At 40.6% G+C, this 14497-nt stretch carries 9 protein-coding genes, 4 rRNA genes and 1 pseudogene; 3 read left to right on the plus strand and 11 right to left on the minus strand.

The genetic code is table 11. The features are described from left to right. Positions 1–102 precede the first annotated feature (102 nt). Positions 103–2262: a M28 family peptidase gene (locus ACEPXG_RS16415; protein ID WP_391204757.1), complete on the plus strand. Its 2160-nt coding sequence runs from the start codon at positions 103–105 to the stop codon at positions 2260–2262. A 131-nt stretch (positions 2263–2393) separates the two neighbouring features. Here the strand turns inward: ACEPXG_RS16415 and ACEPXG_RS16420 are convergent, their stop codons facing one another. Beyond that, positions 2394–2789: a sulfite exporter TauE/SafE family protein gene (locus ACEPXG_RS16420; RefSeq protein WP_391204760.1), complete on the minus strand. Its 396-nt coding sequence runs from the start codon at positions 2787–2789 to the stop codon at positions 2394–2396. Between the two features lie 47 nt (positions 2790–2836). Then, the gene (locus ACEPXG_RS16425; RefSeq protein ID WP_391204763.1) at positions 2837–3169 is read right to left on the minus strand and encodes a TSUP family transporter; all 333 of its coding nucleotides are present in this window, start codon (positions 3167–3169) and stop codon (positions 2837–2839) included. A 120-nt stretch (positions 3170–3289) separates the two neighbouring features. Between ACEPXG_RS16425 and ACEPXG_RS16430 the strand changes: the two genes are divergently transcribed. Then, entirely contained in the window at positions 3290–4273 is a 984-nt protein-coding gene (locus ACEPXG_RS16430; RefSeq protein WP_391204766.1) for a PQQ-dependent sugar dehydrogenase, read from the plus strand. A 4-nt stretch (positions 4274–4277) separates the two neighbouring features. Here the strand turns inward: ACEPXG_RS16430 and ACEPXG_RS16435 are convergent, their stop codons facing one another. The 5 genes and pseudogenes from ACEPXG_RS16435 to ACEPXG_RS16455 all read right to left on the minus strand — a co-directional run bounded on the left by ACEPXG_RS16435 (position 4278) and on the right by ACEPXG_RS16455 (position 7581). Next, positions 4278–4748: a GNAT family N-acetyltransferase gene (locus tag ACEPXG_RS16435; protein ID WP_391204769.1), complete on the minus strand. Its 471-nt coding sequence runs from the start codon at positions 4746–4748 to the stop codon at positions 4278–4280. Between the two features lie 158 nt (positions 4749–4906). Next, complete coding sequence (locus ACEPXG_RS16440) at positions 4907–5608, minus strand: hypothetical protein (RefSeq protein WP_391204772.1); 702 nt, start codon at positions 5606–5608, stop codon at positions 4907–4909. After that, the gene (locus tag ACEPXG_RS16445) at positions 5605–6339 is read right to left on the minus strand and encodes a hypothetical protein (RefSeq protein WP_391204775.1); all 735 of its coding nucleotides are present in this window, start codon (positions 6337–6339) and stop codon (positions 5605–5607) included. Before ACEPXG_RS16445 ends, ACEPXG_RS16440 begins: the two co-directional genes overlap by 4 nt. Beyond that, positions 6323–7114, minus strand: a pseudogene (locus ACEPXG_RS16450) (ATP-binding cassette domain-containing protein); the annotation flags it as partial. The pseudogene ACEPXG_RS16450 and the gene ACEPXG_RS16445, both read right to left, overlap by 17 nt. Positions 7115–7206: 92 nt before the next feature. Further along, positions 7207–7581, minus strand: a complete 375-nt coding sequence (locus tag ACEPXG_RS16455; RefSeq protein WP_391204778.1) for a GntR family transcriptional regulator — start codon at positions 7579–7581, stop codon at positions 7207–7209. A gap of 208 nt (positions 7582–7789) precedes the next feature. Between ACEPXG_RS16455 and ACEPXG_RS16460 the strand changes: the two genes are divergently transcribed. After that, positions 7790–8143 (plus strand): VOC family protein, encoded by a 354-nt coding sequence (locus ACEPXG_RS16460; RefSeq protein WP_391204781.1) that lies wholly within the window; start codon positions 7790–7792, stop codon positions 8141–8143. Positions 8144–8620: 477 nt separating this feature from the next. Here ACEPXG_RS16460 and rrf (ACEPXG_RS16465) read toward each other — a convergent pair. The 4 genes from rrf (ACEPXG_RS16465) to rrf (ACEPXG_RS16480) form a co-directional block, all read right to left on the minus strand. Continuing rightward, positions 8621–8736: ribosomal RNA gene (rrf, locus tag ACEPXG_RS16465) — 5S ribosomal RNA — on the minus strand. A 58-nt stretch (positions 8737–8794) separates the two neighbouring features. Further along, positions 8795–11722 (minus strand): 23S ribosomal RNA (locus tag ACEPXG_RS16470). A 234-nt stretch (positions 11723–11956) separates the two neighbouring features. Continuing rightward, a 16S ribosomal RNA gene (locus ACEPXG_RS16475) occupies positions 11957–13510 on the minus strand. Positions 13511–14363: 853 nt separating this feature from the next. Next, positions 14364–14479 (minus strand): 5S ribosomal RNA (gene rrf / locus ACEPXG_RS16480). The 16S, 23S and 5S rRNA genes sit together here, the layout of an rRNA operon. Positions 14480–14497 lie beyond the last annotated feature (18 nt).

Consider the following 14497-nt stretch of genomic DNA (forward strand, 5'->3'; position numbering starts at 1 on the left):
AATACTATAGTAGATATATATTATTTCAAAATAATATTGCCTTTGTCTTCTATTTGTCGTTTAATTATCTAGTTCTAAAATAATATAAAAGGAATGTGATGAATGAAGAAGATTATTAGCAGCCTGACATTAATTATGCTAGTCGGAATGTCGTTAGTGGCTTGTACCCCAAAAGAAGAATCTACAAATGTGAATAAAGAAAATTCCAAAGATGAAAAAGTTGTATCTGTTGAGGATGCAAATAGCAATTATCTTTCTTCTGAAGACGTGGACTATGCTTATAATTTCACTAAAAGTCTAGAAGAATTTAAATCAAATGAAAAACTTGGTTATCGCACTGCTGGATCTCAAGCAGAGTTGAAAACTGGTGAAAAAATTGGAAACGAAATGAAAAAAATTGGGCTTTCCGAAGTTACGAAAGATGAGTTCAAAGTGGACTCATGGGAATTCGAAAAAGCTGATTTAACTTTTACGGATGAAAACGGCAAAGAACACCTCGCTGTTTTAGGTGGATACCAAGTTAATTTCGATACAAATGGCGTAAAGGAACTCGATGTGGTCTATGCTGGAAAGGGAACAGCAGATGATCTTGCAGGATTAGATGTTAAAGGTAAGCTTGTATTAATTGATATTAATCAACGAGAAGAATGGTGGATTAACTATCCTGCTTATCAAGCACATTTAAAAGGGGCAGCTGCGGTAATTGCTGTTCAAGAAGCTGGTTATGCGGAAGTTGATCCAGATGCATTAAATGCACAAGATATATGTGGACCAGACGATGCACCTGCATTTTCAATGTCCCAAACGGACGCAAATAGTTTAAAGAAAGCACTAGAAGCAAGTAAAAATAAGCTTACAGTGAAGTTCGATGCGAAATCTACTGTGAAAATGGATGGCAAATCGTATAACTACTACGGTAAAATTATCGGGAAAGACCCGGAATCATATATCATCTTATCAGCGCATTATGATTCGTATTTTTCAGGATTTGAAGATGATAACGCAGCGATTGGATTATTAATGGGTGTAGCAAAAGGATTAGTCGATAGCGGATACCAACCAGAAAAAACGATAATTTTCAATGCACTAGCTGCAGAAGAATGGGGCGTTTCTAACTCTCGTTACGACTGGTCAACAGGTGCATACAACCAAATTTTCAACGTGCATCCTGAATGGGTTGGAAAAGCATTTGCCAATATGAACTTTGAACTTCCTGCTTATGAACATACAACACAAGATGAAATTCGTTCCGTTTATGAGTTAAATAATTATTTAACAAAGTTTGCAAAAACAGTACCAAGCATAGATGGAGTATATAAAGATGGCATTTCCATTGTTTCTCCACTGCGTACTTGGTCAGATGACTTTTCGTTTGGTATCGCGGGTGTTCCTGCGCTCCGTAATGATTTCCAAGATAGTGAGTTTATGCATTCACATTATCACTCACAATTTGATAATGAAGGCCCTTATAATATGAATGCCTACAAATTCCATTTAAACTTATATGGTTTACTAGCAATGCATTATGATAAAACAGCTGTCGTTCCACTTGATTTCACCACTCGCTTAAATGCAATGAAAGAAGACATTAATGCGGATGTATTTAAACAAGCTGGCGTGTCATCGGACAAGCTAGTTAGTGATATTGACAGCGCAATTGCAACTGCAGAAAAAGTAAATGCAAAAGTTGCGAAAGTAAATGAAGATTACTTAGCTGCTCTAGCTAAAGGCGATTCGGATTCAGCTAAGAAGTTATATGAAGAAAGTCGTGATTTGAACAGTGGATTACTTGCTGCATTTAAATATGCAGAAGATCAATTTGTTCGTTTAACTTGGGAAGACGAACAAATTTTCCCTCACAAACATGCACAAACTAACATTGAAAACTTGTCATTATCAATCGATGCACTAGAAAAAGGCGATATTGCTACTCCTCTAGACGATTACTTGTTTACAATCGATAACAACTGGTACGCCTATTACTTCGATAATGAAGTATACAACTATTTTACGGACTATGTATTAAAAGCTCCAAAAGAAAAACTTATGTGGGGTGCGGATAGAATCATGGGACACGAAGACTTATTTGACACGATTAATTCGTTGAAGGAAAAAAGAGAACAAACTGATGTGGATGTGTCAGCAGAGCTTGCAACACTGAATAGCGCACTAGTGAATGAAAAAGAACTGTTGAAAACGACGGTTGCCGAAGAAACAGCTAGTGTGAATAAACTTGGTGAGATGTTGGCTGAGTTGAAATAACATAAAAAAAGTGAGCTGTCCCATGAGTCATTATGTTGACCTAGGGACAGCTTTTTTTGATTTTCCTCTTAGGAGCTCTTTCATTTATTTTTGCTCTATTCAAAAGGGCTTGAATATTTACCCCAACCTAATTATTTTAAGTAATCCGCTACAATTTGCACAATCAATAAAACCGTAACCAATCTCAGTAATGGCTTTACTTGTTCTGATTTTAATTTGCGAGCTAGTCGGACCCCAAGCTGAGCACCTACAATCGCTCCAAGCATTAATGCAATAGTGAGTGGCCAGATAATTTTCCCTGTAGAAATATACGTAATGGAAGCTCCAAAGCAACTGGCAAAAACACCGATTCTTGCTAAACCCACTGCACGAATATAAGCGATCTTTTGACTCGCATATAAGTAAAGTGCTAGCGTGCTGCTCCCTGGTCCAAACATACCGTCGTACATTCCTATTCCAAGTAATGCAGGTGCTATTTTTTTATTTAAACGAAAGTCTTCTGTACCTTCAAAGTTTCCTTTTCCCATAAAAGAAGTGATAAATGCAAAGCTTAATAATACGATGGCAATGATAGTTAGTGTATCACCCTTAAAAAGGATGCGATTAGACCACCTAAAATACCTCCCCCTAAACAAAATGCAAGAACAGATAATGCCTCTTTTACCGAAACTTCTTTCCCTTTAAAAATAACGAGAAAGCTAGATAGCGAGCTAACTGTATTGGATACTTTGTTCGCACCTATTGCTGAGTGCACGGGTAGCCCCATAAGTAGCATCGTTGGTAAGCTAATGAGTCCTCCGCCTCCGACTAGTGTACCGACGACATTGCCAACAACTCCGACAATAAAAAAGAGGATGAATTCCATAATAAAGCCTTCTTTCCATTCTTTCTGATGTAGATTTAGCATACCTCTCGATATACAATAAGTAAATTCAATAGTATTTATCGTTTTACATTTGAAAAACTTATTAACTTTAGAAGGAGAAATGATGAAAAAAGTGGAAGTACTAATATAGGAGGGATTCAGATGAAAAGGTTATTACTGTTGTCATTTGTTTTATTCGGTTGTACAAGTGAAAATATAACTGCCGAAAAAGTCGCGACAAATTTAAATACGCCTTGGTCCATAAATAAACATGGAGATTCTTTTTATATATCTGAACGTGTGGGCACTATAGCAGAAATTACGAGTAATGGAAAAGTTGTTCATAAAGAAGTGAAACTTACTAATGATTTGTCAAATGCTTCGGAAGCAGGTCTACTCGGGTTTGCATTAAAGAATGATTTTGACGATTCACATGAGGCATTCGCATACTACACATACAATCAGAATGGAGATTCTTTCAATCGAGTAGTAACAATTAGACAGGAAAACAATTCTTGGAAGGAAGTTGCCATTCATCTAGACAGTATACCTACAGGTAATATTCATCATGGGGGCAGACTAGCAATTGGACCGGATGGGTACTTATATGTCACGATTGGTGATGCAGGAAATCCATCTAATGCACAAGATGCAAAATCTCTTAACGGGAAGATACTACGAATGAGGGAAGGTGAAACATTCGAAATCTATACTACCGGACATCGCAATCCACAAGGACTCGCTTGGGATAAGGATGGAACACTTTTCGAGACTGAACATGGACAAACTGCAATGGATGAAATTAATCGAATAGAACCAGGTAAAAACTACGGATACCCAATTATCCAAGGGACAGAAACGAAGGATGGATTGGAATCACCTATTATTACCTCCGGTGATCATGATACATGGGCACCTTCAGGTATTACATTTCACAAAGGAAAGTTATATGTTGCTTCCCTTCGTGACGAAGCGGTCAAAGTAATGAATGTATCGACAGGAGAAGTAGAGCGTTCCATTACTGGATTTGGACGTGTACGCGATGTATTCTCTAACGGAGAATACATCTACTTTGTTACAAATAACACAGATGGTCGAGGAGCACCTAATAACGGTGATGATATACTGTATCGCTTGAAAGAGTAACTTGCTACAACTTCAAGCACATCGCGATTTGCACACCTGATCTACCATTGAATCGCTTACCTTCATCGATAAATCCTGCCTTTAAATAAACTGATTGCGCTGCCTTATTAGCTTCGTTAACACCAAGTACGATTTGGTCTACTTGAGGAAAATTTTCGCTTGTATATTCGAGTAGTAGTCCCATTGATATCATTGCAATTCCACGCCCTTGATAAGTTGGATGTACAGAATAACCTCGCAGTAAAATGCTCTCTTGTATTTCTGTGTAATGAAATTTATCTTCACCTATATCGAGCACGAAAAACCCTGCAACTTGCCCTTTTTCTAAAATAACAATTGGTGAATAAGTAGACGTGTTTTCACTTCGTTCTAATAGTTCAAGTGGATGTGCTGTGAAGGTTAAGTGCTCTTTTGAAAGTGGATAATCCTCTAAAGCAGCTCGATATTTCATTTCATAAGGTGAAAGTGTAATCATGAATACTTCCTCTTTTTCTATTTTTATATTAGCATAACATAATAATTTCTCTTGTCTCAAATTGTGGACAAGTACTCGGCCCATTTATCTCTTCTAGGTTAATACTGTGTACACTGAAAGAAAAAGTGCCTCACTTTTCGGCTAGCAAGGCATTTTTTTCAATAAATTTGTAATCCATCTTTATCTACAACATTCATATGTTTCGGTACTTTTAAGTATATATACGTGTCTCCTCCCAACCTACTTAGTTCATAGTCTGACAAATACATCTCTTTAGAAAGTAATCCTAATTCATTGGAAAAGCTATAAAAAGTCACTTCTTTATTTTGGGGCTCCGTTATTACTAGATGATTATCCTCCAATTGAATTGTGGACACTGGAATTTTTTCCGTCATATTCAATTCGTACCTAATTATATTTGTCCGATACACTTTACCTTTTACTAATTGTTCCTTTGAATCAGTCCATTCCACATGTACTTTGAGATTTAGTTTATATGAACCACGAAAAATTATTTCTAATGTGTCATCTTCTAATTGTTGCGTCCATTCTTCCACTAAAAACTTTGAATCTAGTTTACTTTCCTCATTATTTCTAAATGCTTGTTCAAATACCTCATTCTCCTCTTTAAACCCCTGATACTCTTTTGAAGAAACCACCCGATTACCAGTAGCAGGTATGAATCCATATACGACCGCCGCCAATAAAAGAATGATTACATAAGCGGAAATAAGCCTTTTATTGAAACGCCCAGTCAAAATAATTCGTTTTGATGAACTTCCTATTACTCGGTTAATACGCCATGCAAGATAGAGTATACCGATAAAAGGAAGGATTGTTAGAATCACTACACTACTCATGATCTAACCTCCAATCGATTCGAGCTTAAAATGGCAACCCCAAAAAGTACAATAGATACACAAATTAGTTTAATCATTAAAACTAACATTGAAATATTTCCTATAAAGATGTACTGAAGAAACGTTTGACCAAACTGGGTAGCTAGCACTGCAACTATTAAAAGTGGTAAAAGAATCATAAATATTTTAGTAATTTGAACAAGTACCCCCCATAAATAACCCGCAGCCGAAATCGTTAAAATTACAGATATCATTACTGCTACATTAATAAGCGAACTAATCGGATTTTCTAAAAGACCCGGGCCTTTGTCATAATCTAAATTGCTAAATAAAAGAACTATAATGCGCAATAAATAAGTAGATAAAAATGTAGTTACTCCAGCAAATACACTAAGCAGACAAAGAACAACGATGTTTGCCAAGTTATTACTTAGTCGAGTTGTTACAAACGAAAAATCGTCATAGCGATATGCTTTCGTAGTTATTAAATTACCTACAAAAAGCGCCCATATTACAACAAAAATAAAAACAATATCATAAGAAATCACGGATACTTGAACAGAAATATTATTTATACTCGTTCCCATAGAACCTGAACCATTTATCGAAAGTAAAAGCCCCAGTAATTGTATGAAAATAAAGGATACAACCGCACCCATATATGCATTCAACTTGAATTTCACTTGAGTTTTAACTACGTCCCCTAATGTACTATTACTTAAAAACATCATCAATTCCTCCCTTCGATTCGCTCGTCACATACATACAAACATCACTCGCAGATACAGATAGGATAGTCACACCATCCATACGCCCTGATTCAATTGGTTTCTCATTTTTAACAACTGCATATTGAAGATGATCATCTAACTGTTTCGTATGAAGTATATCTTTTTGTGCTATCCACTTTTTTACAACCTCAGCGGGACCCTGAACTCCAAGAGCATACTCTTTTACTTCATCAAGTGATTTATGAAATACAACTTTACCTTTATGGATAAGAAGAATATCTTCTAGCAAATGTTCTATTTCTGCTAAATGATGACTAGAAATCAGAATAGAGCGAGGATACGCTATATATTCTTTGAGCAATGCTCTGTAAAAATCAGATCGTACTGCTTCATCCATTCCATTTGTAGGTTCATCAAACATCGTTAGCTGACAACGTGTCGCTAATCCGAAAACCATATTAAACGTAGCTTGAGTTCCTTTGGATAGTTTTGAATGCTTCTGTTTTGAGTCCAAATTAAAATAATTAAATAATCGCGAAGCAAGCTCCGCATCCCATTTAGCATAAAAACTTGGGGCCATTTCTAAAATTTCTCCCAACGTTAATGAATCCGGAAAGCTCATTTGATCGTCTACTAAAATACTGTTCGCTGATACACACAAATTATTGAATGGATTGTTAGAAAATACTTTCACTTCACCAGCACTTTCTTTAATAAATCCGGCTAGTATTTTTAGTAAAGTTGTTTTCCCAGCACCATTGCGTCCAATTAAGCCAGTTATTTTATGATCTTCTAATTGAAATGTTATATCTTCAAGTGCATGCATTAGCTTATAACGCTTTTTTAACCTTTGACACTCAATCACCCTCACATTTGTTCCTCCTCATATTTTTTAATTAGTTGGATAAGTTCTTCTTCTGTCACAGAGAGCCTTCTCGCTTCCAATACAAGCTCTCTAACCATATGCGCTAACGTTTCACTTCGTCTCTTTTCCAAAATCTTTATTTTGGCTTCTGGTTTTACAAACATACCAAGACCCCTTTTCTTGTAAAGAATTTGATCTTCCACGAGTATCGTCAACCCTTTAGCTGCAGTTGCTGGATTAATATTGAAGAGGTCCGCTAATTGGTATTGAGAATGTACTTTCTCATCGCTTTGAAATCGATCGGCTATTATTTCATTCTCCATCCATTCGGAAATTTGAATATAGATAGGCTTTGTACTATTAGCATTTAGATTCAATTTGGTAAACCTCCATTCAAACATATCGGTACATTAGTGTTGTAATGTAGTATATTATAAAAATGTTGAATTGTCTAATTAATTTTGACAATTAAAAAACACGTTCTAGATATGTGGTTTAATTAAATTAAGAATTTATTTTTTAATACTAAAAAGGGTTATCGACAATTATCTAGAATTTATATATAAGAGATGGAGGTTATTTTATATGAAGTTAGGACAAGTTGCAGTAAATGTAGAAAATGTAGCACGTGCTGTCACATTTTATAAGGATGTAATCGGATTACCTTTATTATTTGAAATCGATGGTTTAGCATTCTTTCAATGTGAAGATACAAGATTATTATTAAGTAGACCTGAAACAGCAGAATTCGACCACAAAAGCTCTGTACTATATTTTAAAGTGGATAATTTGCATGGAGAAGTTGCACGAATGCTAGAAGCAGGTGCAATATTCATAGACGAACCACATATGGTTGCAAAGATGGATGACATCGAAACATGGATGACATTCTTTAAAGACACAGAAGGCAATACCCATGCATTAATGAGTGAAATATAAAATAGCCCCTCATTGGAGGGGCATTTTTGCATTTGTGACCGAATAAAAAATTCTGATCGGACAGAGAAAAATGTGACTGGATAGCATTTTTCACTCATTTTATATTTAGTTGCTTTCCATTCTCCCACAATTATTAACCTCATACTCTGTAACATTCTTGTGATGGTTTGATGCTGATGAATATGCAAAAGTCTGCGGCATTCGCCTCTTTATAACTGCACGCCGGACTATAGAAATTACTTTTCAAGAATAAATTACACGCAAAAACTTAATTTATTATTATTTGCATCTTAATGTCGGTATATGTAATTATTTCCCGGGTAATGTCGTATCAAGTTGAGCACAAGACTATATCTAATTCTCACAAAATCAAGTCCTCTTCTCATTAACCAAGTAAGTATTCCAAGTGACAACCATTTGAAAATTTATACAACAAAAAAAGTCGCCACCGATTACTCGGTAACGACTTCTTATAGTGCCTAGCGACGTCCTACTCTTGCAGGGGGAAACCCCCAACTACCATCGGCGCTGAAGAGCTTAACTTCCGTGTTCGGTATGGGAACGGGTGTGACCTCTTCGCCATCATCACTAGACAATGAGTGCTTGTTCACTCAAAACTGGATAAAAGACATTGAAATATTCAAATTCTATTTGGTTAAGTCCTCGATCGATTAGTATTCGTCAGCTGCACATGTCGCCACGCTTCCACCCCGAACCTATCTACCTCATCGTCTTTGAGGGATCTTACTTACTTGCGTAATGGGAAATCTCATCTTGAGGGGGGCTTCGTGCTTAGATGCTTTCAGCACTTATCCCGTCCACACATAGCTACCCAGCGATGCTCTTGGCAGAACAACTGGTACACCAGCGGTGTGTCCATCCCGGTCCTCTCGTACTAAGGACAGCTCCTCTCAAATTTCCTACGCCCACGACGGATAGGGACCGAACTGTCTCACGACGTTCTGAACCCAGCTCGCGTACCGCTTTAATGGGCGAACAGCCCAACCCTTGGGACCGACTACAGCCCCAGGATGCGATGAGCCGACATCGAGGTGCCAAACCTCCCCGTCGATGTGGACTCTTGGGGGAGATAAGCCTGTTATCCCCGGGGTAGCTTTTATCCGTTGAGCGATGGCCCTTCCATGCGGAACCACCGGATCACTAAGCCCGTCTTTCGACCCTGCTCGACTTGTAGGTCTCGCAGTCAAGCTCCCTTCTGCCTTTACACTCTTCGAATGATTTCCAACCATTCTGAGGGAACCTTTGGGCGCCTCCGTTACACTTTAGGAGGCGACCGCCCCAGTCAAACTACCCGCCTGACACTGTCTCCTACCCGGGTTACGGGTATGGGTTAGAATTTCAATACAACCAGGGCAGTATCCCACCGACGCCTCCTCCGAAGCTGGCGCTCCGGGCTCTAAGGCTCCTGCCTATCCTGTACAAGTTGCACCAAAATTCAATATCAAGCTATAGTAAAGCTCCACGGGGTCTTTCCGTCCTGTCGCGGGTAACCTGCATCTTCACAGGTACTATAATTTCACCGAGTCTCTCGTTGAGACAGTGCCCAGATCGTTACGCCTTTCGTGCGGGTCGGAACTTACCCGACAAGGAATTTCGCTACCTTAGGACCGTTATAGTTACGGCCGCCGTTTACTGGGGCTTCAATTCGCACCTTCGCTTGCGCTAAGCACTCCTCTTAACCTTCCAGCACCGGGCAGGCGTCAGCCCCTATACTTCACCTTACGGTTTTGCAGAGACCTGTGTTTTTGCTAAACAGTCGCCTGGGCCTATTCACTGCGGCTCTTCTAGGCTATACACCCAAAAGAGCACCCCTTCTCCCGAAGTTACGGGGTCATTTTGCCGAGTTCCTTAACGAGAGTTCTCTCGCTCACCTTAGGATTCTCTCCTCGACTACCTGTGTCGGTTTGCGGTACGGGCACCTATCACCTCGCTAGAGGCTTTTCTTGGCAGTGTGAAATCAGGAACTTCGGACTAAGTCCTCGCCATCACAGCTCAATGTTACAGAGTGCGGATTTGCCTACACTCACACCTCACTGCTTGGACATGCATAACCAACAGCATGCTTACCCTATCCTTCTGCGTCCCCCCATTGCTCAAACGGTGGTTTGGTGGTACAGGAATATCAACCTGTTGTCCATCGTCTACGCCTATCGGCCTCGACTTAGGTCCCGACTAACCCTGAGCGGACGAGCCTTCCTCAGGAAACCTTAGTCATACGGTGGATGGGATTCTCACCCATCTTTCGCTACTCATACCGGCATTCTCACTTCTAAGCGCTCCACCAGTCCTTCCGGTCTGACTTCAACGCCCTTAGAACGCTCTCCTACCACTGATACCATAGGTATCAATCCACAGCTTCGGTGATTTGTTTAGCCCCGATACATTTTCGGCGCAGCGTCACTCGACCAGTGAGCTATTACGCACTCTTTAAATGATGGCTGCTTCTAAGCCAACATCCTGGTTGTCTAAGCAACGCCACATCCTTTTCCACTTAACAAATACTTTGGGACCTTAGCTGGTGGTCTGGGCTGTTTCCCTCTTGACTACGGATCTTATCACTCGCAGTCTGACTCCCAAACATAAATCATTGGCATTCGGAGTTTGTCTGAATTCGGTAACCCGGGATGGGCCCCTAGTCCAAACAGTGCTCTACCTCCAAGATTCTAACGTTTGAGGCTAGCCCTAAAGCTATTTCGGAGAGAACCAGCTATCTCCAGGTTCGATTGGAATTTCTCCGCTACCCACACCTCATCCCCGCACTTTTCAACGTGCGTGGGTTCGGACCTCCAGTAAGTGTTACCTTACCTTCATCCTGGACATGGGTAGATCACCTGGTTTCGGGTCTACGACCACATACTCATTCGCCCTATTCAGACTCGCTTTCGCTGCGGCTCCGTCTTCTCAACTTAACCTTGCATGTAATCGTAACTCGCCGGTTCATTCTACAAAAGGCACGCCATCACCCATTAACGGGCTCTGACTACTTGTAGGCACGCGGTTTCAGGATCTATTTCACTCCCCTTCCGGGGTGCTTTTCACCTTTCCCTCACGGTACTGGTTCACTATCGGTCACTAGGTAGTATTTAGCCTTGGGAGATGGTCCTCCCAGATTCCGACGGAATTTCACGTGTTCCGCCGTACTCAGGATACACTCAAGAGAGAATGAACTTTTGACTACGGGGCTTTTACCCTATCCTGCGGACCTTTCCAGATCGCTTCGTCTAGCTCATTCCTTTGTAACTCTATGTAGAGTGTCCTACAACCCCAAGAGGCAAGCCTCTTGGTTTGGGCTATTCCCGTTTCGCTCGCCGCTACTCAGGGAATCGATTTTTCTTTCTCTTCCTCCAGGTACTTAGATGTTTCAGTTCCCTGGGTGTGCCACAGATACGCTATGTATTCACGTAAATGTACTGCTCCATTACGAACAGTGGGTTTCCCCATTCGGAAATCTCCGGATCAAAGCTCACTTACAGCTCCCCGAAGCATATCGGTGTTAGTGCCGTCCTTCTTCGGCTCCTAGTGCCAAGGCATTCACCGCGCGCCCTTATTAACTTAACCTAATTCGGCTTCCAATTAAAATTGAAACCCTGAAAAATAGTAGTTAAAAATACTACGCAAAATATAATCACAAAAGTGATTACAAATTGAATTTCTTGAATTTGTTTCTTTCAATGTCATTTTATCCAGTTTTCAAAGAACAAGTTTTCAAATGCTCATAAAAATGAACATTCAAAACTGAACTGCAAAACGTTAAGATACAGATAAAAATCTGTATTCCGATATTATCCTTAGAAAGGAGGTGATCCAGCCGCACCTTCCGATACGGCTACCTTGTTACGACTTCACCCCAATCATCTGTCCCACCTTCGGCGGCTGGCTCCCGTAAGGGTTACCCCACCGACTTCGGGTGTTACAAACTCTCGTGGTGTGACGGGCGGTGTGTACAAGGCCCGGGAACGTATTCACCGTGGCATGCTGATCCACGATTACTAGCGATTCCGGCTTCATGTAGGCGAGTTGCAGCCTACAATCCGAACTGAGAACGGTTTTATGGGATTAGCTCACCCTCGCGGGGTTGCGACCCTCTGTACCGTCCATTGTAGCACGTGTGTAGCCCAGGTCATAAGGGGCATGATGATTTGACGTCATCCCCACCTTCCTCCGGTTTATCACCGGCAGTCACCTTAGAGTGCCCAACTAAATGCTGGCAACTAAGATCAAGGGTTGCGCTCGTTGCGGGACTTAACCCAACATCTCACGACACGAGCTGACGACAACCATGCACCACCTGTCACCGCTGTCCCCGAAGGGAAAGATCTATCTCTAGAACGGTCAGCGGGATGTCAAGACCTGGTAAGGTTCTTCGCGTTGCTTCGAATTAAACCACATGCTCCACCGCTTGTGCGGGCCCCCGTCAATTCCTTTGAGTTTCAGTCTTGCGACCGTACTCCCCAGGCGGAGTGCTTAATGCGTTAGCTGCAGCACTAAGGGGCGGAAACCCCCTAACACTTAGCACTCATCGTTTACGGCGTGGACTACCAGGGTATCTAATCCTGTTTGCTCCCCACGCTTTCGCGCCTCAGCGTCAGTTACAGACCAGAAAGCCGCCTTCGCCACTGGTGTTCCTCCAAATCTCTACGCATTTCACCGCTACACTTGGAATTCCGCTTTCCTCTTCTGTACTCAAGTCCCCCAGTTTCCAATGACCTTCCACGGTTGAGCCGTGGGATTTCACATCAGACTTAAAGGACCGCCTGCGCGCGCTTTACGCCCAATAATTCCGGACAACGCTTGCCACCTACGTATTACCGCGGCTGCTGGCACGTAGTTAGCCGTGGCTTTCTAATGAGGTACCGTCAAGGTACGAGCAGTTACTCTCGTACTTGTTCTTCCCTCACAACAGAGTTTTACGATCCGAAAACCTTCTTCACTCACGCGGCATTGCTCCATCAGACTTTCGTCCATTGTGGAAGATTCCCTACTGCTGCCTCCCGTAGGAGTCTGGGCCGTGTCTCAGTCCCAGTGTGGCCGATCACCCTCTCAGGTCGGCTACGCATCGTCGCCTTGGTGAGCCGTTACCTCACCAACTAGCTAATGCGCCGCGGGCCCATCCTGTAGTGACAGCCGAAACCGTCTTTTAACATCTCCCCATGTGAGGAAATGGATTATTCGGTATTAGCCCCGGTTTCCCGGAGTTATCCCAATCTACAGGGCAGGTTGCCCACGTGTTACTCACCCGTCCGCCGCTAAATCAGAAGAAGCAAGCTTCTTCGTCATTCGCTCGACTTGCATGTATTAGGCATGCCGCCAGCGTTCGTCCTGAGCCAGGATCAAACTCTCCATAATAGAGAACTTAAAAAGCTCATTTTGTTTTGCTGGCATCATCATTAAATGATGTCCAAATTGTTTTGCTATTGAGCTAACCGAAGTTAGTCTCTCAAGCTGTATTTCTTAACGTTTTGCATGTTCAGTTTTCAATGTTCATGTTCTGCTTTTGTTGTTATGTCGTTTTGACGACTTTAATATCATAACAAATCTTATTATTAATGTCAACAACTTTTTTTAATTACTTTTTGAAAAAACAGTAGTTAAAATGACAACTTAATTAATATACCACTCTCTAAAGAGAATGACAAGTGTTTTTCTTTGTTTTTTTAATAAAACTTACATCTATCTTTACCTATACAATATATAGATAAAATAAAATAGTGAGACACCACCAATAGTAATTACTCTCCTTTTCTTTCGAAAACCGGTTATTTATAAGGTTTATCTCAAGTGTATTAAAAACTCCTATAAGTTAATCAACTTTACTTATAATCTATTTATAATAGTGTACTAGTAATATTTTTACTTGAAATCGTAACTTTTATCACCAAATGAATTACGTTTGCATTACTTCTCACATAAACTCTCAAATCTGCGATTTCGATCATACAAGTTCAAGTATAAAAATTCGGAAGATGCCAAGCATTTTTGCACTTAGTTGTGTAAAAACCACAATATTTATTATAGAATCTAAAAAAACTATACCATCTAAACTATGTGAACTTACGTATAATAACTTCTATATTACGATCTGCATTTTTTATGGATAATTGTAGGAAAACCCCAACAAATATTATAGTACCTTTAAAACAGTTAAATTTATACAACAAAAAAAGTCGTTACCGATTACTCGGTAACGACTTTTCATAGTGCCTAGCGACGTCCTACTCTTGCAGGGGGAAACCCCCAACTACCATCGGCGCTGAAGAGCTTAACTTCCGTGTTCGGTATGGGAACGGGTGTGACCTCTTCGCCATCATCACTAGACAATGAGTGCTTGTTCAC

Source organism: Psychrobacillus sp. L4 (assembly GCF_042944905.1).
In the GTDB taxonomy this organism is placed as follows: domain Bacteria; phylum Bacillota; class Bacilli; order Bacillales_A; family Planococcaceae; genus Psychrobacillus.

What these genes read in the sequence shown, in the direction of transcription:
- ACEPXG_RS16435 (WP_391204769.1), bottom strand. Translation starts at nt 4,748, where the DNA reads ATGATTACACTTTCACCTTATGAAATGAAATATCGAGCTGCTTTAGAG.
- ACEPXG_RS16445 (WP_391204775.1), bottom strand. Translation starts at nt 6,339, where the DNA reads ATGATGTTTTTAAGTAATAGTACATTAGGGGACGTAGTTAAAACTCAA.
- ACEPXG_RS16425 (WP_391204763.1), bottom strand. Translation starts at nt 3,169, where the DNA reads ATGCTAAATCTACATCAGAAAGAATGGAAAGAAGGCTTTATTATGGAA.
- ACEPXG_RS16430 (WP_391204766.1), top strand. Translation starts at nt 3,290, where the DNA reads ATGAAAAGGTTATTACTGTTGTCATTTGTTTTATTCGGTTGTACAAGT.
- ACEPXG_RS16440 (WP_391204772.1), bottom strand. Translation starts at nt 5,608, where the DNA reads ATGAGTAGTGTAGTGATTCTAACAATCCTTCCTTTTATCGGTATACTC.
- ACEPXG_RS16415 (WP_391204757.1), top strand. Translation starts at nt 103, where the DNA reads ATGAAGAAGATTATTAGCAGCCTGACATTAATTATGCTAGTCGGAATG.
- ACEPXG_RS16420 (WP_391204760.1), bottom strand. Translation starts at nt 2,789, where the DNA reads ATGGGAAAAGGAAACTTTGAAGGTACAGAAGACTTTCGTTTAAATAAA.
- ACEPXG_RS16460 (WP_391204781.1), top strand. Translation starts at nt 7,790, where the DNA reads ATGAAGTTAGGACAAGTTGCAGTAAATGTAGAAAATGTAGCACGTGCT.